General features: G+C 69.4%; 17 protein-coding genes. 1 reads left to right on the plus strand and 16 read right to left on the minus strand.

The window, feature by feature from the left end; translation table 11 throughout:
• Positions 1 to 52 precede the first annotated feature (52 nt).
• From LJE69_RS17430 to LJE69_RS17445, 4 genes are all read right to left on the minus strand, one after another.
• Complete coding sequence (locus tag LJE69_RS17430) at positions 53 to 1048, minus strand: Nudix family hydrolase (RefSeq protein WP_296927305.1); 996 nt, start codon at positions 1046 to 1048, stop codon at positions 53 to 55.
• Positions 1017 to 2237, minus strand: coding sequence for a bifunctional glutamate N-acetyltransferase/amino-acid acetyltransferase ArgJ (gene argJ / locus LJE69_RS17435; protein WP_296927306.1), 1221 nt, complete (start codon positions 2235 to 2237; stop codon positions 1017 to 1019). Before argJ ends, LJE69_RS17430 begins: the two co-directional genes overlap by 32 nt.
• A complete protein-coding gene (secA, locus tag LJE69_RS17440) occupies positions 2216 to 5098 on the minus strand; it encodes a preprotein translocase subunit SecA (protein WP_296927307.1) in 2883 nt (960 codons plus the stop codon). Before secA ends, argJ begins: the two co-directional genes overlap by 22 nt.
• 164 nt (positions 5099 to 5262) lie before the next feature.
• The gene (locus LJE69_RS17445) at positions 5263 to 6171 is read right to left on the minus strand and encodes a M23 family metallopeptidase (RefSeq protein ID WP_296927308.1); all 909 of its coding nucleotides are present in this window, start codon (positions 6169 to 6171) and stop codon (positions 5263 to 5265) included.
• 135 nt (positions 6172 to 6306) lie between these two features.
• Between LJE69_RS17445 and LJE69_RS17450 the strand changes: the two genes are divergently transcribed.
• A complete protein-coding gene (locus tag LJE69_RS17450; protein WP_296927309.1) occupies positions 6307 to 6768 on the plus strand; it encodes a DUF721 domain-containing protein in 462 nt (153 codons plus the stop codon).
• 77 nt (positions 6769 to 6845) lie between these two features.
• Here the strand turns inward: LJE69_RS17450 and lpxC are convergent, their stop codons facing one another.
• From lpxC to mraY, 12 genes are all read right to left on the minus strand, one after another.
• Positions 6846 to 7757 (minus strand): UDP-3-O-acyl-N-acetylglucosamine deacetylase, encoded by a 912-nt coding sequence (gene lpxC, locus LJE69_RS17455; protein WP_296927310.1) that lies wholly within the window; start codon positions 7755 to 7757, stop codon positions 6846 to 6848.
• A gap of 400 nt (positions 7758 to 8157) precedes the next feature.
• A complete protein-coding gene (ftsZ, locus tag LJE69_RS17460; protein ID WP_296927311.1) occupies positions 8158 to 9318 on the minus strand; it encodes a cell division protein FtsZ in 1161 nt (386 codons plus the stop codon).
• Between the two features lie 179 nt (positions 9319 to 9497).
• The gene (ftsA, locus tag LJE69_RS17465) at positions 9498 to 10715 is read right to left on the minus strand and encodes a cell division protein FtsA (RefSeq protein ID WP_296927312.1); all 1218 of its coding nucleotides are present in this window, start codon (positions 10713 to 10715) and stop codon (positions 9498 to 9500) included.
• Positions 10716 to 10722: 7 nt separating this feature from the next.
• Positions 10723 to 11541, minus strand: a complete 819-nt coding sequence (locus LJE69_RS17470) for a cell division protein FtsQ/DivIB (RefSeq protein ID WP_296927313.1) — start codon at positions 11539 to 11541, stop codon at positions 10723 to 10725.
• Entirely contained in the window at positions 11538 to 12476 is a 939-nt protein-coding gene (locus LJE69_RS17475) for a D-alanine--D-alanine ligase (RefSeq protein ID WP_296927314.1), read from the minus strand. The genes LJE69_RS17470 and LJE69_RS17475 overlap by 4 nt, the downstream gene beginning before the upstream one ends.
• Positions 12473 to 13411, minus strand: coding sequence for a UDP-N-acetylmuramate dehydrogenase (gene murB / locus LJE69_RS17480; protein ID WP_296927315.1), 939 nt, complete (start codon positions 13409 to 13411; stop codon positions 12473 to 12475). The genes LJE69_RS17475 and murB overlap by 4 nt, the downstream gene beginning before the upstream one ends.
• Positions 13408 to 13659, minus strand: a complete 252-nt coding sequence (locus LJE69_RS17485) for a hypothetical protein (RefSeq protein ID WP_296927316.1) — start codon at positions 13657 to 13659, stop codon at positions 13408 to 13410. The genes murB and LJE69_RS17485 overlap by 4 nt, the downstream gene beginning before the upstream one ends.
• Positions 13649 to 15088: a UDP-N-acetylmuramate--L-alanine ligase gene (gene murC, locus LJE69_RS17490; RefSeq protein WP_296927317.1), complete on the minus strand. Its 1440-nt coding sequence runs from the start codon at positions 15086 to 15088 to the stop codon at positions 13649 to 13651. Before murC ends, LJE69_RS17485 begins: the two co-directional genes overlap by 11 nt.
• 115 nt (positions 15089 to 15203) lie before the next feature.
• Positions 15204 to 16277: an undecaprenyldiphospho-muramoylpentapeptide beta-N-acetylglucosaminyltransferase gene (gene murG, locus LJE69_RS17495; RefSeq protein WP_296927328.1), complete on the minus strand. Its 1074-nt coding sequence runs from the start codon at positions 16275 to 16277 to the stop codon at positions 15204 to 15206.
• A gap of 326 nt (positions 16278 to 16603) precedes the next feature.
• Entirely contained in the window at positions 16604 to 17869 is a 1266-nt protein-coding gene (gene ftsW / locus LJE69_RS17500; RefSeq protein ID WP_296927318.1) for a putative lipid II flippase FtsW, read from the minus strand.
• An 8-nt stretch (positions 17870 to 17877) separates the two neighbouring features.
• Positions 17878 to 19266 (minus strand): UDP-N-acetylmuramoyl-L-alanine--D-glutamate ligase, encoded by a 1389-nt coding sequence (gene murD, locus LJE69_RS17505; protein WP_296927319.1) that lies wholly within the window; start codon positions 19264 to 19266, stop codon positions 17878 to 17880.
• Entirely contained in the window at positions 19263 to 20345 is a 1083-nt protein-coding gene (gene mraY, locus LJE69_RS17510) for a phospho-N-acetylmuramoyl-pentapeptide-transferase (RefSeq protein WP_296927320.1), read from the minus strand. Before mraY ends, murD begins: the two co-directional genes overlap by 4 nt.
• Between the last annotated feature and the right edge of the window lie 72 nt (positions 20346 to 20417).

Here is a 20417-nt window from a genome sequence, read left to right on the forward strand (position 1 = left end):
TGTCGTTGCCGGCCATCCGCGCGGGTTTCCCGCTTGCGCGGCCGCGCGCGCCTCAGTCCGGGCGCCACAGGCCGCCGATCGCTGCGATGCCCTGGGCGCCATGCTGGAAGCTCTCGGTCAGGTGGTCCATGCCCATCCCGCCCAGCGCGTACACCGGCAGCGCCGCGGTGTCCGCCAGGGCCGCGAAGCCAGCCCAGCCGAGCGGCTCGGCGTCCGGATGCGTGGCCGTCTCCAGCACCGGCCCCAACAGCGCGTAATCGAGTCCGAGCTCCGCGGCGCGCCGCAGCTCGGCGGCGTTGTGGCAGGAGGCCCCGGCCAGGTCGCATGCCGGCGGACGTGCGGCAATGCGCCAGAGCATCTTGGCGCGCAGATGCACGCCGTCCGCGTCCAACTCGCCCGCCAACTCGGGGGCACGGTTCAGCAGCAGGCGGGCGCCGGCCGCGCGGCACAGCGGCAAGGCGGCGCGGGCGAGCCGGGCATAGTCCGCATCGGCGAGGTCATGGCGGCGCAGTTGCACGAGCTGGACGCCCGTCTGCAACGCCGCCGCGAGCCGATGCAGAAAGGCTGCTTCGTCGCGTGGCTCGGCGCCGGTAATGAGATAGCGCTCGGGCAGCCGCAGGGCGTCGATGATGGGCCGGTCGGCCGCCGGGAAACGCTCGGCGTCCATGGCCGCGGGCGCCTGCCAGGTCATTGGCTGGCCCTCGATGCCGCTGGGTGTGCCGGCGTACTCGGTGACCAGGAACACGTCCAGCAGCACGTGGCGGTCGCCGTAGTCGTGGTGGACGCGAATCAGCGGGCGGGCGGCGCGGACTGCGATGCCGAGCTCCTCGCGCAGCTCGCGCGCCAGGGCCGATCGCACCGACTCGCCGGGCTCCAGCTTGCCACCCGGGAACTCCCACAGGCCGCCTTGGTGAACGCCCGCCGGGCGCCGTGTCAGCAGCACTCGGCCGGCGGCGTCCCGAATGGCGCCGGCGGCGACATGGATACAGCGCTTGGCAGTGCCGTCGTGGCTTGGCTCAGGTCCGGTACTCGGCGTTGATCCGGACATAGTCGTAGCTGAGGTCGCAGGTGATGACCCGCGCGGCGGCGTCGCCGCGCCCCAGCGCGACGCGGATGCGAAAGGCGTCCCGGCTCATCACCGCGCGGCCGGCATCCTCGGTGTAGGCCGCGTCGCGGCCGCCGCCGCTGACGATGAGGCAGTCGTCGAGCCAGATACGCACTTGCTCGATGTCGAGCGCATCGAGTCCGGCGCGCCCCACCGCGGCGAGGATGCGGCCCCAGTTGGGGTCGGACGCGAACAGCGCGGTCTTCACCAGCGGCGAGTGGGCTATGGTGTCGGCGACCGCCCTGGCCTCGGCGGCGCTCGCCGCTTCCACGACCTCGATGGTGACGTGCTTGGTGGCACCCTCGCCATCGCGCACGATGGCCTTGGCCAGGGTTTCGCAGACGTCGTGGATGGCCTCGCCGAGCACCGCGGCGGCAGTGGAGCGCGCTGCTACCGGGCCGCCGGCAAGGGTGCCGGCGGCACAGAGCACGCATGCGTCGTTGGTGGAGGTGTCGCCGTCGATGCTGATGGCGTTGAAGGTGTCGGCCACCGCCGCCCGCAGCAGCTCATCCAGCAGCCCCGCCGGCACTGCTGCATCGGTGGCGATGAAGGCGAGCATGGTGGCCATGTCCGGGCGGATCATGCCCGCGCCCTTGGCCATGCCGACGACGCTGGCCTGGCGTCCGCCGAGGTCGCAGCGGGTCGCGGCGGTCTTGGGCCGCGTGTCCGTGGTCATGATGGCCCGTGCCGCGGCCTCCCAGCCGTCCGTCTCGAGGCCGTCCAGGAGCCCCGGCAGCGCGCTCGCGATGCGTTCCACCGGCAGGTACTCGCCGATGACGCCGGTGGAGAAGGGCAGCACCTGCTCGGGTGCGCAGGCGGCTGCGGCGGCGAGTGCCGTGCAGCATGCCTCGGCGTCCGCAAGACCGCGTGCCCCGGTGCCGGCGTTGGCGTTGCCGGAGTTGATCAGCAGGTAGCGCGGCCGCCCCTGCGCGAGATGCGCCCGCGCCAGTTGCACCGGCGCGGCGCAAAAAGCGTTGGTGGTGAACACGGCGGCGGCCTCGGCGCCGGGCGGCAGTTCCAGCAGGACCAGGTCATCGCGGCCCTGATAGCGGATACCGGCGGCGGTGGCGGCGAGCCGGATGCCGGCGATGCGCAGCGGCGTCATTGCGTTCAGGCCACCTTGCCGCAGCATTGCTTATACTTCTTGCCGGAGCCGCACGGGCAGGGCTCGTTGCGGCCCACCTTGCGCTCGCCGCGCACATAAGGCTGGTGGTCGTCGTCGCCCTGGAGCGCCTGTTCCGCGGCGGCAAGGCCGGCTTGACGCCTCCCTCCGGCTTGCGATCGTTCCGAGCCGGCACCGACGGCGGCGGCCTCCTGCGGATCACCCAGGCCGGTGAAGGACTCGTGCTGGAACTGGAATTCCTGCTCCCGTGCTGGCGACGGCGCCAGCTCGGGGGCCAGTTCCTCGGGCGAGCGGACCTGCATGCGCGAGAGGGTCTTGACCACGTCCTCCTTGATGCTGCCGAGCATCGCGCTGAACATCTCGAAGGCCTCGCGCTTGTACTCCTGCTTCGGGTTCTTCTGCGCATAGCCGCGCAGATGAATGCCCTGGCGCAGGTAGTCCATTTGCGCGAGGTGGTCCTTCCACTGGGTGTCCAGCGTCTGCAGCATCACCGCCTTTTCGATCTGGCGCATGGTGGCGGCGCCGACCAGCTTCTCCTTCTCGGCATAGTAAACAGAGAGGGTGTCGGCGATGCGCTCGCGGAGTGTCTCCTCGTGCAGCTCGTGGTCCTCGTCCAGCCAGCGCTGGATGGGCCAGTCGCCGCCGAAGAACTCGGTCAGAGCCTGGCTCAGCCCCGGTATGTCCCACTGCTCCTCGAGGCTCTGCGGCGGGATGTAGCCGTTGATGAGGGTGCTCAGCACATCCGCGCGCATCGCGGTGACGGTCTCGGAGATGTCCTCGCCGTCCATCAGCTCGCGGCGCTGCTCGTAGATGACTTTGCGCTGGTCGTTGGCGACGTCGTCGTACTCGAGCAGCTGCTTGCGGATGTCGAAGTTGCGGCCTTCCACCTTGCGCTGGGCGTTCTCGATGGCCTTGGTCACCCAGGGGTGCTCGATGGCCTCGCCCTCCTGCATGCCGAGCTTTTGCATCATGTTGCCCACCCGGTCGGAGGCGAAGATGCGCATGAGATTGTCTTTCAGCGACAGGTAGAAGCGCGACGAGCCCGGGTCGCCCTGGCGCCCGGAGCGCCCGCGGAGCTGGTTGTCGATGCGCCGAGACTCATGCCGCTCGGTGCCGATGACGTGCAGGCCGCCCGCCTCGATGACGCGCTGGTGGCGGGCCTTCCAGTCGGCCCTGATGCGCTCGTGCCCGGCGTCGTCGGCGGCCTTCTCTAACTCGGCATCGAGGTTGCCGCCGAGCACGATGTCGGTGCCGCGGCCGGCCATGTTGGTGGCGATGGTGACGGCGCCGGGCTCGCCGGCGCGCGCGACGATGCCCGCCTCGCGCTCGTGCTGCTTGGCGTTCAGCACCTCATGCGGGATCTTTTCGCCCTGGAGCAGCTTGGACACCAGCTCCGAGGTTTCGATGGACGCGGTGCCCACCAACGCCGGCTGGCCACGCTCCACGCAATCCTTGATGTCCTCGATGATGGCGCGGTACTTCTCGTCCTGCGTCAGGTACACCAGGTCGCCGCGGTCGTCGCGGATCATCGGCTTGTTGGTGGGGATGACGACGACCTCCAGCCCGTAGATCTGCTGGAACTCGTAGGCCTCGGTATCGGCGGTGCCGGTCATGCCCGCCAGCTTCGGGTAGAGCCGGAACAGGTTCTGGAAGGTGATGGAGGCCATGGTCTGGTTTTCGGGCTGGATCGGCACCCGCTCCTTGGCCTCCACGGCCTGGTGCAGGCCCTCGGACCAGCGCCGGCCGGGCATGGTGCGGCCGGTGAACTCGTCGACGATGATGATCTGCCCGTCGCGGACGATGTAGTCGACGTTCTTCTGGAACAGCGCGTGTGCCCGCAGTGCCGCGTAGACATGGTGCATCAGCACAATGTTGCTGGCGTCGTACAGGCTTTCGCCCTCGCCGAGCAGCTCGAGCTCCGTGAGCATGGCCTCGACCTTCTCGTGGCCCTCTTCACTGAGGAAGACCTGGCGTGCTTTCTCGTCGACGGAGAAGTCGCCGGGGCCGAAGTCCGGTTGGCCCTCTTCGTTTTTGATGGGCTCCTGGCGGGTCAGCTTCGGGATGATCTGATCGATCTGCTTGTACAGGTCCGTGCTGCCCTCGGACGGGCCGGAGATGATGAGTGGCGTGCGTGCCTCGTCGATGAGGATGCTGTCCACCTCGTCGACGATGGCGTAGAAGGGGGGGCGCTGCACCCGCTGCTCCGGCGTGAAGGCCATGTTGTCACGCAGGTAGTCGAAGCCGAACTCGTTGTTGGTGCCGTAGGTGATGTCGGCGGCGTAGGCCTCGCGGCGGGTGCAGGCGCGCAGGTGTCGGTGGCCCTGCTCGCCCTCGGCGGGGTCGAAGGCGGGGTCGTAGAGGAAGGACGCCGTGTCCGGGCCGAGTCCACCAGAACTGTTGATGACGCCGACGCTGAGGCCCAGGAAGTGATAGATCTGGCCCATCCAGGCGGCGTCGCGGCGCGCCAGGTAGTCGTTGACGGTCACCACGTGCACGCCCTTGCCGGGTAGCGCGTTCAGGCAGGCGGCAAGCGTCGCTACCAAGGTCTTGCCCTCACCGGTGCGCATCTCGGCGATCTTGCCGTCGTTCAGCACCATGCCGCCGACGAGCTGCACGTCGAAGTGGCGCATGCCGAGCACGCGTTTGCCTCCTTCGCGGACTACCGCGAAAACCTCGGGCAGGAGGTCTTCCAGCGGGGTACCGGCCTTGGCCTGCTCGGCGGCGCGCCGCATGCGCGCGCGCAGGCCATCGTCCGGCAGTGCGGCAATTTCGCCTTCGAGCGCGTTGATGGATTCGGCCGTCTTCAGCAGCCGTTTCACCAGCCGCTCGTTGCGGCTGCCGAATATCTTCTTGAAAACGTTGATGCCCATGACTTGCCCGCAGGGGGACCTCAGCGGCGGAATAAATCTGTACAGGATACCGGAAGGTGGTGGCGCGCGCTGCCGGGAACAGGAAATTAAAGGTTACGGAAACGCAAGAACGCCGCGCCCGCCTGTTCTCCAGGCGGGCGCGGCGTTCTTACGGCAGCCGCGTGTTACAGCCGGGCGACGCGGGATTTCTGGCTCAGGTCGAGGTATTGCATCGGGTTCACCGCCTCGCCTTCGCGGCGCACCTCGAAGTGCACGTGCGGCCCGGTGGAGCGGCCGGTGGAGCCCAGCTTAGCGATCACCTGCCCCTTGCGGATCATGTCGCCTTCCTTGACCAGGAGCTTGCTGCAGTGGCCGTAGCGGGTCTCGAGCCCGTTGGGATGGCGAAGCTCCACGAGGTTGCCGTAGCCGCCCTTGCGTCCGGAAAAGATCACGACGCCGTCGGCCATGGCGACGATGTCGGTACCGTACTTGGCGGCGATATCGATGCCGAGATGCATACTGCGACGACCGGTGATGGGGTGACGCCGGTAGCCGAAGCCGGAGGTTACGACGCCCCCCTCGCGCAGCGGCCAGCCCTCGGGCGTGCTCTGGCGCTTGAGGTCGCGCTCCATGATGAGCGTCTCCAGCAGCCCCAGCTTGCGCTTGCGGTCGTCGAGTTCGGAGAGCACCTTTGCCAGGTCCTGGGCGACGTCGTCGACATTGTTGGCGCGCAAAACGGCCTCCTCCGGACCGCCGGCGGGCGCCGGGTGGGAGAAGTCGAACTCGTCCTCGTCGAGTCCTGCCATCTCCACCAGTCGCTGGCCAAGGGCGTTGATACGCATGATTTCCGCCTGCAGCGCCCCGACGCGCGCGGCGACCGCGTCGATGTCCGCGGAGGTGCGGTCTGCGGCGGAGATGCTGGCGGCGGCAGGCGTGGTGCGCTCGAGCGCCGCCATGTCCTCATCGGCAAGGCGGTACTTTCCGAGCCAGAATCCGACGCCGCCGGCGGCTAGCGCGGTCGCCATGATGGCCAGCAAGAAGACCGACGCGTGGCCGGCTTCAGCTCGCTGGCTGCAAGTCGTGGAATGTGTCATCTGTTGTTACGCTCTTCGCTTGTTTCGTGTCCGCGAGGCCTTGCGTTGAGCCGGTCTCGCCCCCCAAGTTCTTCAGCCGGACCGCGTCGGTTGTTGCCGAACGACACGGCCGGGCCAGCAATCCAGGAGCAATCCATGCAATCCAGTGCCCGTCACATCCGTGGATTCCTGCAGGGCAGCGACGCGGTCACGGCGTTGCTGCTGGAGCTTCAGCGGCGCGAGGCGCTGCTAGAGCGCATCCGCTCACTGCTGCCGGCGTCTGTTGCCGGGCACTGCACTCAGGCCACCCTCGACGATGGCCGGCTGACGTTGATTTGTGATTCCCCCGCTTGGGTGGATCGACTGAGGTTTCTCTCGCCTCAGTTCCTGCCCGCGCTCGCCGAACTGCTCGCGGAGCAGGGCGAGGCGGTGGACACTTGCCGGGTGCGTGCGCGGCCATGCGCGCCGGCGCCCCAGAAGATGGCAGAGCGATGCCCGCTGCCCGGCGCCGGCAGCAGTGCCGTGCAGGCAGTGGAGCAGACCGCCGCGGCGCTTGGCGACACGCCGCTTGCCGCCAGCCTGCGGCGGCTGGCGGGGTCGTTGCGATGTTCGCGCTGAGTCATGGCTCGGCCTGTCGCGGGTGCGCCAGGGAGGGTGCGCAGCGGTCGTGGCCGCGGGTGGCGCTCGGACCGGTCTTAGCCCGCCAGGGCGGGTTGACCGAAGCGGATCGGCACCTGGGCGGGGTCATCGAACGTGACCTCTTCCCAGGCGTCCTCTTGCGCGAGCAGGTCGCGCAGGAGGCGGTTGTTCAGCGCGTGGCCGGACTTGTACCCGACGAAGGCGCCGATGAGGGGGTGGCCGAGCAGGTACAGGTCGCCGATGGCGTCCAGGATCTTGTGCTTGACGAATTCGTCCTCGTAGCGGAGGCCGTCGTCGTTGAGCACGCGGAAGTCGTCAACCACCACGGCATTGTCGAGGCTGCCGCCGAGGGCGAGGTTCTGGGCCCGCAGCGCCTCGATGTCGCGCAGGAAGCCGAAGGTTCGTGCGCGGCTCACCTCCTTGACGAAGGAGGTGCTGGAGAAGTCCACCACGGCGGTCTGGGCGCGGGACGTGAATGCCGGGTGCTCGAAGTCGATGGAGAAGCCCACGCGGAAGCCGTTATAGGGCTCGAAGCGTGCGTACTTGTCCCCGTCCTCGACCGACACGGTGCGCTTGATGCGGATGAAGCGCTTCGGGCGGTTCTGCTCTTCGATGCCGGCGGATTGCAGCAGAAAGACGAATGGACCGGCGCTGCCGTCCATGATGGGCACTTCACCGGCGCTAACGTCGACGTAGGCATTGTCGATGCCGAGACCGGCGAAGGCGGAAAGCAGGTGCTCCACGGTGGACACCCGCGCGCCGCCCGCCTCGAGCGTCGTGGACAGACGCGTGTCGCCCACCCGCGCGGGGCAGGCCGGGATGTCAACGGGTGGGTCGAGGTCGACCCGCCGGAATACGATGCCCGTATCGGGCGCTGCCGGACGCAAGGTGAGAAACACCTTGGTGCCCGTATGCAATCCAACGCCGGTGGCGCGGATGACGTTTTTCAAGGTGCGTTGTCGGATCACGGTCGCTCCCCCCTTGCCGGTTGGCTCCAGCTTCCTTGTGTGGGCGGTCCGTTGTGGAGCGCCCGGATGGAACCGGTGGTGCCCTGGTGTCGGAAAATGGCGCCGCGTTACAGCGACGCATACCAACCTGTTGCTTACGTCATAGGTTAGGGTTTTCCCGAATTATTATCAAGCACCAAATTCAAATTCAAGGGAAGGGGCTGTTTTTTCGCGTCTTTTCGCGATAGGGATTGTCCTAGATCAAGGGAAACCCCTAATTTGACGATGTTTTTCGCCGGGGGCTGAGCGGCGTGTCGCCTCGGCCGCTCAGGTGCTGCTCAGGTGCCGGCCCGCTGATCAGCCCCGGACCGGCCGGCAGCACAGGGCAGTGCGGCCGGCCCGGGGCATTCCTCGGGGCGCGTCAATCGGCCTGCCGACGCAGGAACGCCGGAATGTCCAGGTAGTCCAGCTCGGATCCTCCCTCCGCGCCGCCACCGGCGGCCGCCAGGCGCTTACTGCGGAGGTAGGCAGGCTGGTCCATATTCCGGTAGTCCGGCGTCATGCCGTCGCCGTCGTGGCCGCTGACCAGGCGCATCTTCGGCTCGTCCCTGGCCATGCTCGCGGCGCGGGAGCCGAGACCCGTGGCCACCACGGTGACGCGCAGCTCATCCTCCAACTCCGGGTCGATGACGGTGCCCACGACCACGGTGGCCTCGTCGTCGGCGAAGTCGCGCACGGTGTTGCCCACCTCGTCGAACTCACCGATGGACAGGCTCAGGCCCGCGGTGATGTTCACCAGGATGCCGCGCGCGCCGGCGAGGTCGATGTCCTCCAGCAGCGGACTGTTGATGGCGGCCTCGGCGGCCTCGCGGGCACGGTTCTCACCGCTCGCCGCCCCCGTGCCCATCATGGATACGCCCATCTCGGACATCACCGTCTTGACGTCCGCGAAGTCCACGTTGATGAGGCCCGGGCGGGTGATCAGCTCGGCGATGCCCTGGGTCGCGTTCAACAGCACGTCGTTGGCGGCGCTGAAGGCACTCAACAGTGTCATGTCCTTGCCCAGCACCTGCAACAGCTTTTCATTGGGAATGGTGATCAGCGAGTCGACGTGCTTGGCCAGCTCGGCGATGCCGGAGCTGGCCACCTTGCCGCGCCTGCCGCCCTCGAACGGGAACGGCTTGGTGACCACGGCGACAGTGAGGATGCCCAGCTCGCGGGCTACCTCGGCCACCACCGGCGCCGCGCCGGTGCCCGTGCCGCCACCCATGCCGGCGGTGATGAAGACCATGTCGGCGCCTTCGAGCGCGTCCTTGATGCGATCGCGGTCTTCCTCGGCGGCCTTGCGGCCGATGTCCGGATCGGCACCGGCGCCGAGCCCCTTGGTGATGCCGGCGCCGAGCTGCAGGATGGTCTTGACAGTGGCGTTCTCCAGCGCCTGCGCGTCGGTGTTGCAGCAAATGAAATCCACGCCTTCGATGTTGGCCGCGGCCATGTGGTTGACCGCGTTGCCGCCGCCGCCGCCGACGCCGATGACCTTGATGACTGCGGTCTGAGTCTGGGTATCCATGAGCTCGAACATATGTATTGCCTCTCGTGTCGCTTGCTGTTGCCTGCCTGGTCTGCCGTCCCCTCGGGCCGCGGGGTGGATACGCCCGACTCCTGCTAGCCGCGGCCGCCGGCTGTGCGCCCTGGTGCCGCGCGTTTCTTGTTGCGGGGCATCCATCGCCCGCGCATCGGGCCGCTCCGGCGGCCTCGACTTCAACCGCCGAAAAATCTGCGCAGCCGTCCCCAGAAGCCGGCCGCCTCCGCGTACTCGGAGCCGGCGGCGAAGCGGTGCTGCTGCGCATAGATGAGCAGGCCGACGCCGGTGGAATAGACCGGGTCGGCAATGGTGTCCTCGAGGCCCGTGACGTACTGCGGAACGCCGATGCGCACGGGCATGTGAAAGACCTCTTCCGCCAGCTCGACGAGGCCGTCCATCTTGGTGCTGCCGCCGGTGAGCACGACGCCGCCGGCGATGAGATCCTCGAAGCCGCTGCGCCTAAGCTCGCCCTGAAGCAAGTTCAGGAGCTCCTCGTAACGCGGCTCGACGACCTCTGCCAGGGTCTGGCGCGAGAGCTGGCGCGCCGGGCGCTCGCCGATGCTGGGCACCTCGATGTCCTCGTTGACGCCCTTGGAGGAGAGCGCACAGGCGTGGCGGATCTTGATCTGCTCGGCGTGCTGGGTGGGCGTGCGCAGGGCCACGGCGATGTCGTTGGTGACCTGATCGCCGGCGATGGGAATGCAGGCGGTGTGGCGGATCGCGCCGTCGGTGAACACCGCGAGATCCGTGGTGCCGCCGCCGATGTCCACCAGGCACACGCCGAGCTCCTTCTCGTCCTCGCCGAGCACGGCGTAGCTGGAGCTGAGCTGGCTCAGCACCAGGTCGTCCACCTCCAGGCCGCAGCGGCGGATGCACTTGACGATGTTCTGCGCCGCGCTGACGGCGCCGGTGACCATATGCACCCGGGCCTCCAGGCGCACGCCGGACATGCCGATGGGCTCGCGGATGCCCTCCTGGTCGTCGATGATGAATTCCTGCGGCAGGATGTGCAGGATCTTCTGGTCCGCCGGGATGGCGACCGCGCGGGCGGCGTCGATGACGCGGTCCACGTCCGCCTGCACTACCTCGTGGTCCTTGATGGCGGTGATGCCGTGGGAGTTCAGGCTGCGCACATGGCTGCCGGCGATGCAGGCGTGCACCGAGTGGATCTCGCAGCCGGCCATCAGCTCCGCCTCCTCGACGGCACGCTGGATGGACTGCACCGTGGACTCGATGTCCACCACCACGCCCTTCTTCAGGCCGTGCGATGGATGCGTGCCGATGCCGATGATCTCGATGGTGTCGTCGGCCTTCAGCTCGCCCACCAGCGCGGCCACCTTCGAGGTGCCGATGTCGAGGCCCACCAGGAGATTCTTTTCACTACGTCTGGACATGCCAGTTTCAGCTCCGTTGCCGTGATTGGATGGCGGCCACGCGGTCGGGCCGTGCATCGGTTCGCGGCACCCAGCGCACCGCGAAGCCGTTGCTGTAACGCAGGTCGATGCGGGTGGGGATGCCGATGGCCTCCACCTGCGGGTAGGCGGCCAGGAGGCGCTTGAAGCGCTGTTCGATGTCCTCGGTGCCCAGATAGAGCTCGGTGCCGCCGAGCAGGGTGAGGGTCCAGTCGCCGCGGGCGTTGCGCACCACCGAGTCGATGATGAGTCCGAGCTCGGCGAGCTGCGGATGCCAGCGCAGGTAGCGCTCCACGACCTCGGGCGCCATGTTGTCGGCACCGTCGAGGCGTACCAGCCCGGCCGGCAGGCGGCCGTCACGCGGGCGGAAGACGATGCCGTCGGCGGTGACCAGGCCGTTGTCGCCCCAGCGGGCAATGGCCTCATGCTCGGTGACGGTGAACACCAGCCGATCCGGCCAGACCCGCCGCACGCTGGCGCGGCGGATCCAGGGCAGGTCCTCCACCTGTTGCCGCAGCGCCGCCACGTCCTGGGTCAGGATGCCACCGTCGATGTGCCCGGCGATGGTCTGCTCCAGCGACGCGCGGGAGAGCCCGTGCATCTCGCCGTCCACGGTGACCACCCGGATGGGCAGCAGCCGCGGTTCCCAGTCGAGCGCCACGAAGCCGGCGCCGATCAGTGCGCCGATGATGGCCACGGCGGTGAGCAGCCGCGCGATGAGCGCAAAGCTGCTCGGCCGCGGCGGCACGGCCACGGCGTGCGGCTCGACGGGCGCCTGCGTCTCCGTGGGCATCGGCGCGTAGCTCACGCGTCTATCTCCTCATCCGGCGCCAGGCTGGTGGCGAGGATACGCAGGCACAGCGTGTCGAAGTCGATGCCGGCGGCCTTGGCGGCCATGGGCACCAGGCTGTGGTCGGTCATGCCCGGTACCGTGTTGACCTCCAGCAGCTTGGGCGCGCCGTCGCCGTCCAACATGAAGTCCACCCGGCCCCAGCCGGAGGCGCCGACCGCGTCGAAGGCGCGCACGCAGAGCTGCTGGAGCTCCGCTTCGCGTTCTGCCGGCAGGCCGCAGGGGCAGTGGTAGCGGGTGGTGTTGGCGAAGTACTTGGCCTCGTAGTCGTAGAAGCTGTTGGGTGTCTCCAGGCGAATCAGCGGCAGCGCCTCGCCCTGGAGGATGGCGCAGGTGAACTCGTCGCCGGGCAGCCAGCACTCGGCGAGCACGGTGTCGTCGTAGCGCGCCGCGGCGCGCCAGGCGTCGGCCAGCGAGGCCGCGTCGTCCACCTTGGCCATGCCGATGCTGGAGCCCTCCTGCGAGGGCTTGATCATCAGCGGGAAGCCGAGGCGCCGCGCCGCCGGCAGGTCGGCCTCGCGGTGCAGTAGCACGAACTGCGCCGTCGGGATGCCGGCGCCGGCCCACAGCAGCTTGGTGCGGTACTTGTCCATGCCGATGGCAGAGCCGAGCACGCCGGAACCGGTGTAGGGCAGGCCGATGCGCGCGAGCGCGCCCTGGATCTGTCCGTCCTCGCCGCCGCGGCCGTGCAGGATGATGAAGGCCCGGTCGAAGCCGCCGCCGCGCAGCACCTCCAGCACGTCGGGGCCCGGATCGATCTCGTGCACATCGACACCCGAACGCCTGAGTGCCGCCGCCACCGCGGCGCCGCTCTTCAGCGAGATCTCGCGCTCGGCGGCATCGCCGCCCAGCAATAGGGCCACCTTGCCGAACCTGCCCGGATCGAGAGTCATAATTGGAAGTCCCCCACCCGACGTACCTCGGGTATCAGCCGGACGCCGTGGCGGCGCTCCACCTCCGCCTGCACGTGGTCGATGAGCCGCGCGATGTCGCGTGCGCTGGCGTTGCCGGTGTTGATGATGAAGTTTGCGTGCTTGGGCGAGACCTCGGCGCCGCCGAAGCGCAGCCCCTTGAGTCCACAGGCCTCGATGAGCCGTGCCGCGTGGCCGTCCGGCGGGTTGCGGAACACCGAGCCGCAGCTCGGCAGGCCCGTCGGCTGGGTGGCGGCGCGGCGCTCCAGCAGCGCCTTGATGCGCGCCTGGGCGGCCTCAGTGTCGCCGCTCTCGAGCGTCATCTCCGCCTCCAGGAACCACTCGCCGGGCGGGATGACGACGTGCCGGTAGCCCACCTCGAAGTCTTGCGGCCCGCGTTCGCGGACGCTGCCTGCCCGATCCACCGTGCGCACCAGGGCCACGTGCGGCCAGGTCTCGCCGCCCCAGGCACCTGCGTTCATGGCCAGCGCGCCGCCCATGGTGCCGGGGATGCCGGCCAGGAACTCGATGCCCACCAGCCCCTGCCGGGTGGCAAAGCGCGCTGCCTTGGCGCAGGACACGCCGGCCTCGAAGCGCAGCCGGCCCGGCGCAACGACTGCCATGTCGGTGAGGCAGCCCTGGGTCTCGATGACGGTGCCGGGCCAGCCGGTGTCGGCGATGAGCAGGTTGCTGCCGAGGCCGAGCCAGAGCAGCGGCTCGTCGGCGGGCAGGCTGCCCAAAAAGGCGAGCAGGTCCGCCCGGTCCGCCGGCCGGTACAGGCGCGCCGCCGGTCCGCCGACGCGCCAGGTGGTGTGCCGGGCGAGCGGCTCGTCGCGGCGCAGCTCGCCGCGCAGTGCAGTCGGCGGATGCGCTGCACCGATGCGCCCTTCGGCCTGGTGGGTGGTCTGGTCGATCATCGACGCCACTCCGGTCGCGGGCGCCAGGGGGCGCTCAGCCGGCGGGCGGGGCCGACGGCGCCGCTGGCGCCGGCTGCGCGCGGCGATGCGGGCGCGCGGCTGGACAGGCGCGCACGCAGCGGTTCGCCACAACCGAGGCGCAGGTGCAGATGCAGGTGCAGGTGCAGGGAGCAGAGCTGGGGGCTCGCCCCTTGGCCCTCGGCACTCGGCCCTTGGCTGTCGGCTCTTGGCCCTTCTTCAAAGCGCATCGTCGTCACCTCTGTCTTCCAGCAGGTGCGGCAGGCGTGAGGCCAGGCCGCCGATGTCGCCGGCACCGGACATGAGCACGACGTCGCCATCGGCCAGGGTCGCGTCCAGCACCTCGACCACCTCGTTCAAATCCTGCACGAACAGTGGGTCCAGCCGGCCGCGAGCGCGGATCGCGCGGGCCAGGCTGCGCCCGTCGGCGCCCGGGATAGGCGGCTCGCCGGCGGGGTAGACCTCGCACAGCACGAGCGCGTCCGGTTCCGAGAGCACCTGCACGAAATCGTCGAACTGTTCCTGGGTGCGGGTGTAGCGGTGCGGCTGGAACACCAGTACCAGCCGGCGCCGGGGCCAGCTGCCACGGACGGCGGCCATGGTGGCGGCGACCTCGGTGGGGTGATGACCGTAGTCGTCGATCAGGGTGACGTCGCGCTGACCGCCGATGTGGCAGTGGCTCACCACGAAGCGCCGGCCGACGCCCTGGAACCCGGCCAGTGCGCGCCGGATCGCCTCCTCATCCACGCCCAGCTCCAGACCGACGGCGATGGCGGCCAGCGCGTTGAGCATGTTGTGCCGGCCGGCCAGGTTCAGCTCGATGGGCAGCACGGCCCCGCCTGGCAGGTGGGCGTCGAAGTGCATCCGCGTGCCCTGCTGGCGCACGTTGTCGGCGCGGATGTCGGCGCCGGCGCGGGTGCCGTAGGTCGTCACCGGCCGCGAGACCATCGGCACTAGCGATGCGATCTCGTCGTCGTCCACGCACAGCACCGCGAGGCCGTAGAAGGGCAGGTGGTGGAGGAACTCAACGAAGGTGTTGCGCAGCCGATTGAAGTCGCCGCCGTAGGTGTGCATGTGGTCGGCGTCGATGTTGGTCACCACCGCCAGCATCGGCTGCAGGAACAGGAAGGACGCGTCGCTCTCGTCGGCCTCCGCCACCAGGTACTTGCTGGTGCCGAGCCGGGCGTTGGCACCGGCGCTGTTGAGCAGCCCGCCGATGACGAAGGTCGGGTCCAGGCCGCCCTCGGCCAGCACGCTGGCGATGAGGCTGGTGGTGGTGGTCTTGCCGTGCGTGCCTGCCACCGCGACGCCGTAGTGGAAGCGCATCAGCTCGGCCAGCATCTCGGCGCGGCGCACCACCGGGATGCGCGCGTCTCTGGCGGCGACGATTTCCGGGTTGGCCGGGTCGATGGCGGTGGAGACGACGACGGCGTCGACGTCCGCCACGTGGGCGGCGTCGTGGCCGATGAAGACCGTGACGCCGAGCTCGCGCAGCCGGTCGGTGACGGCACTCTCGCGGCGGTCGGAGCCCTGCACCTCGTAGCCGAGGTTCGCCATCAGCTCCGCGATGCCGCTCATGCCCGCGCCGCCGACACCGATGAAGTGCAGCCGGCGCATGCGGCCCATGTAACTCGCGCTGTGGATGCGGTGGGCGTTCATCGCGTACTGCTCCGACGAGGGAATCGCGCGCGCGACCAAGCGAGTGCGCCGGTGCTTGGCCCCAGGCCGTGGGCCCCGGGCGTCGAGCGCGGTGAAACTCCAAGCCGATGACTGGTCATGTCTGCTGCTCCGAGCGTGCGGCCAACTCCAGACAGGCATCCGCAATGCGCTCTGCGGCATCCGTCCGTGCCCGGGCGCGGCCAGCCTCGGCCATGGCCAGGCGCTTGTCGGGATCGGCCAGCAGCTCGCGGAGCTGCGCGGCGAGCATTGCCGGGGTCAGGCCCTTCTGGATGATGAGCCGCGCGGCGCCGGCGTCGCTGAGCCAGCGGGCGTTGCCCACCTGGTGGTCGTCCACGGCGAAGGGGAATGGCACGAAGATGGCCGCCAGACCGACGGCGGCGATCTCGGATACCGTCAGCGCACCGGCACGGCAGACCACCAGGTCCGCCCAGGCGTAGGCGTCCGCCATGTCGGCGATGAAGGGCGTGACCTCTGCCTCGATGCCGGCCTCGACATAGGCTGTCTCCGCGACCGCCAGGGTCTTCTCGCCCGCCTGGTGGCGCACCCGGGGGCGCTCGTTCTCGGCGAGCAGCGCCAGCGCCGCCGGCACCGTCTCGTTCAGCGCCTTGGCGCCGAGCGAACCGCCCACCACCAACAGCCGAGCTTGGCCGGTGCGGCCCCGCAGCCGCACGGCGGGCGCCGGCAACGCGGCGATGGCCGCGCGCACCGGATTGCCGCTCGCGATGGCATGGCGGCGTGCCGGGAAGCTGCCGGGGAAGGCCTCGAACGCCCGGTCGGCGATGCGCGCGAGCCACTGGTTGGTGAGACCCGGCACGCTGTTCTGCTCCTGGATCACCAGGGCACGGCCCTGGAGCTTGGCCGCAAGCCCGCCGGGACCGGCGACGAAACCGCCCATGCCGAGCACCGTCTGCGGCGCGCGGCGCTTCAAGATGGCCGCTGCCTCGCGCACCGCGGCGGCGAGCTTCCAGGGCGCTGTGAGCAGCGCCTTCAGGCCCTTACCGCGCACGCCCTGAATTGCCACCCATTCCATCTCGAAGCCGTGCTCGGGCACCAGCCGCGCCTCCATGCCGGCGCGGGTGCCGATCCAGAACACGTGCACACCGCGCCCGCGCAGCACCTCGGCTACCGCGAGTGCCGGGAACACGTGACCGCCGGTGCCACCGGCCATGACTGCGACGCAGAGGGGCCGAGCGCCAGGCGCCGCGCGCCGCTGCGGCGCTGCCGTCGGCGCGTTGGCCCCTTGGGCCTTCTTTACGCTTTTGGCACCGCTCTGGGGTGTCTCGAGCGCGAGGCCGTACGGGAGCGCCTGCATCTTACCGGCCACTGGGATGAACGGCTTCCAGCCGCCCGCGGTGGGCGGCCGGGTGGTGCCGGAGAGGGGCGCCTGGCGCGGCATGCCGTGACGCGGGCCGGACGCGCTTGCTCCCAGCTGCCGGCGCGATGCCGGCGCTCCCAGTGGTGCGCGGCGCGCGGCGCTTGGCCCTTGGCGCTTGTTCATGCCCGCCGCCATGTGGCCCCCCGTTCGCGTCGTGTGCGCTCGCGTGGCGGGCGCGCCGGCCGCACCGCGCGCTCGCGGTGCAGGCCGCCCTCGGGGATCGGCTCCACCGCCTTGCGGCGCAGCTCGAAGTCGATGCGCAGCAGCACGGCCGCGGCCATCACCGCGACGATGAGCGCGTTGCTGCCGTAGCTCATGAAGGGCAGCGGCAGCCCCTTGGTGGGCAGGAGCCCGGTGTTGACGCCGACATTGATGAATGCCTGCAAGCCCAGCAGCAGTCCGAAGCCGTGCGCGGCGTAGCAGGCGAACATGTCCCCTTGGCGGCGCGCACGGGCGCCGATCTCGAACGCCCGCCAGGTGATGAACGCGAACACCGCAACCACCACCAGCACGCCCAGCAGGCCGAACTCCTCGCCGATCACGGCGAGCAGGAAGTCCGTGTGCGCCTCCGGCAGGTAGAACTGCTTCTGGATGCCGTGGCCGAGGCCCACGCCGAGCCATTCGCCGCGGCCGAAGGCGATCAGCGCCTGGCTCAGCTGGTAGTCGGTGTTGTAGGGGTCGTCGAAGGCGTTCATGAAGGAGGTGACGCGTGTCAGCCGATAGGGCTCGGTGATGATCAGCGCCGCCAGCCCGGCGAGCATGAGCACCCCGAGCATGACGAAGCTCAGCACGCTGACGCCGCCGAGGAACAGCAGGCCCATGCTGGCGGCCAGGATGACCGCCGTGGTGCCGAAGTCCGGCTGCGCCATGATCAGCGCACAGGCAATGCCGACGAGGATCATCGGGCGCAGGAAGCCGATCAGGCTCATCTGCACCTCCAGTTGCTCGCGCACCAGGTAGCCGCTGAGGTAAAGCACCGCGGTGAACTTGATGAACTCCGAGGGTTGCAGGTTCATCACACCGAGCGGAATCCAGCGCGTGGCGCCGTTGGCGGTGCGTCCAATGCCGGGGACCAGCAGCACCACCAGCAGGGCGATGCCGATCAGCATCAGCAGCGGCCCTGCCTTTTCCCACACCCTGAGGGGTACGGCAAAGCAGATCGCGCCGCAGGTGAGCGCAAGTCCCAGGGCCACGCCATGGCGGATGACGAAGAAGAACGGATCGTGATAGGTGCGGTCAGCCATGGGCATGGACGCCGAGGCGACCATGATGAACCCGAGGCCCAGCAGAAAAAGCACCGCCAACATCAGGGCGCCGTCGATCACGGGCTCCCGCTTCTCCAGGCGCCGGCGGCGGCGTGTACCGACGCTTGCTTCGGCCGACATCGCGTGCGTCATGGCACCCACCTCGCAACCGCCTCTGCAAAGACGCATCCGCGGTGGCGGTAGTCATCGAACATGTCGAAGCTCGCGCAGGCCGGCGACAGCAGCACGCAGTCGCCCGGCTCGGCGAGCGCGGCCGCTTGGCGCACCGCCTCGTCCATGTCAGCGGCGCGGTGCAGGGGCACCGTGTCCGCCAGCACGGCGGCCAGATCGTCTGCATCGCGGCCGATGAGCACCACCGCGCGGGCGGCGCGCCGGATGGCGTCCGGCAGTGGCGAGAAGTCGGCATCCTTGCAGTCGCCGCCGGCGATCAGCACCGCCTTGCCGCGGGTCGGGTCCGGCACGAGACCGGCCAGCGCCGCCACGGTGGCGCCGGGGTTGGTGCCCTTGGAATCGTTGATCCAGCGAATGTCGTTGTGGTCGGCGACCAGTTGGCTCCGGTGCGACAGCCCGCGGAAGCGCCTGAGCACGTGCAGCATGGGCTCGCGCGCGAGGCCACAGCGCTCGCCGAGTGCCAGCGCCGCCAGCGCGTTGGCGAGGTTGTGGGTACCGGGCAGCACCAGCTCGTCCACCGGCAGCACCGGCTCGTCACCGCGGCAGATCCAGCGGGCGCCGCGATGGGCGCAGACCCCCCAGTCGTCGGCGTAGGCCGGCGCGCCCAGCGTGAAGCCGGTCTGCTCGGCTACGCCCGCGGCGAGGCGCATGGCCGGCGCGTCGTCGCGGTTCACGACCGCGCTGGCGGCGTGCGCGAAGATGCGCTGCTTGGCGGCGCCATAGGCGCTCATGTTCCCGTGGCGGTCCATGTGGTCCGGCGACAGGTTGAGCACGGTGGCGGTTGTCAGCGGCAGGGAGTGGGTGGTCTCCAACTGGAAGCTGGACAGCTCGATGACATACAGCTCGATGTCGTCCGCCAGCAGATTCAGCACCGGCTCGCCGAGGTTGCCGCCGATGCCGGTGCGCTTGCCGGCGGCCAGCGCCATCTGCCCCAGCAGGGTTGTCACCGTGCTCTTGCCGTTGGTGCCGGTGATGCCGGCTACCGGCGCCTGCACGGCTTGGGCGAACAGCTCCACGTCGCCGACCACGGGTGTGCCCGCCGCCATGGCGCGGGCAACCGCTGGCGTCGTAAGCGGCAGGCCGGGGCCGACGATGACGACGTCGGCATTGGCGAAGGCGTCTTCGTCGAAGCCGCCGAGCATCACGGCCACGTCCGGCAGCTCGGTACGCAGCGTGTCCAGCGCCGGCGGCGCGTCGCGGCTGTCGGTGACCGCCACAATGGCGCCCCGCGCATGCAGGTAGCGGGCGCAGGAGAGCCCAGTGGGGCCGAGGCCCACCACCAGCGCCTTGGCACCGGCCAGTGCCTGGGGTGTGAGGTCCGGGAATGTCGGATTTGGCAGATTCATCGGATCTTGAGGCTCGCCAGCCCGATCAGCACCAGCACCACGGTGACGATCCAGAAGCGCACGATGACGCGCGGTTCCGGCCAGCCCTTGAGCTCGTAGTGGTGGTGCAGCGGTGCCATACGGAAGATGCGCTTGCCGGTGAGCTTGAACGAGGCCACCTGAAGCATGACGGACACGGTCTCCAGCACGAAGATCCCGCCCATGATGAAGAGCACCAGCTCCTGCTTGGCGACCACGGCGACGGCGCCGAGCGCCGCACCCAGCGCCAGCGCGCCGACGTCGCCCATGAACACCTGAGCCGGGTAGGTGTTGAACCACAGGAAGCCGAGGCCCGCGCCGGCGATGGCGCCGCAGAACACGACGACCTCGCCCACGTTGGCCACGTAGGGGATGCGCAGGTATTGGGCGATCTCGATGTTGCCTGCCGCGTAGACCATGATGCCGAGGCCGCCGGCGACCATGGCCGTCGGCACCACGGCGAGGCCGTCCAGCCCATCGGTGAGGTTCACGGCGTTGCTGCTGCCGACGATGACGAAGTAGGCGAACAGGATGAACAGCGGCCCGAGCTGGATGCTCACTTCTTTCAGATAGGGCACCAGCAGCGCCGTCTCGCCCGGCGTCGTCGCGCTGAAGTAGAGGTACAGCGCCGCGGACAGGCCGACCACGGTCTGCCAGAAGTATTTCCAGCGCCCGGGCAGGCCCTTAGGGTCGCGCAGCACCAGCTTGCGGTAGTCGTCCACGAAACCGATGGCGCCGAAGCCCATGGTGGTGACCAGCACCACCCAGACGAAGCGGTTGTGCAGATCCGCCCAGAGCAGGGTGCTGACGCCGATGGCCACCAGCATCAGGGTCCCGCCCATGGTGGGCGTGCCGGCCTTGGAGAAGTGACTTTCCGGCCCGTCGGTGCGCACCACCTGGCCCACCTTGTAGCTGCTGAGCCAGCGGATCATCGGTCGGCCGACGACGAGTGAGATCCCGAGCGCCGTCAGCACGCCGAGGATGGTGCGCAGCGTCAGGTAGCGGAACACATAGAAGCCGCTGTCGTACTGGCCGAGCCAGTCGGTGAGCCAGAGCAGCATCAGCGGGATCTCCTTGGAGGCAGGGGCGAGGGCCGAGGGCCGAGGGCTGCCGGCAGGGGATGCGCGGGCCAT

The sequence above is a fragment of the Thiohalocapsa sp. genome (assembly GCF_022340605.1).
Classification (GTDB): domain Bacteria; phylum Pseudomonadota; class Gammaproteobacteria; order Chromatiales; family Chromatiaceae; genus Thiohalocapsa.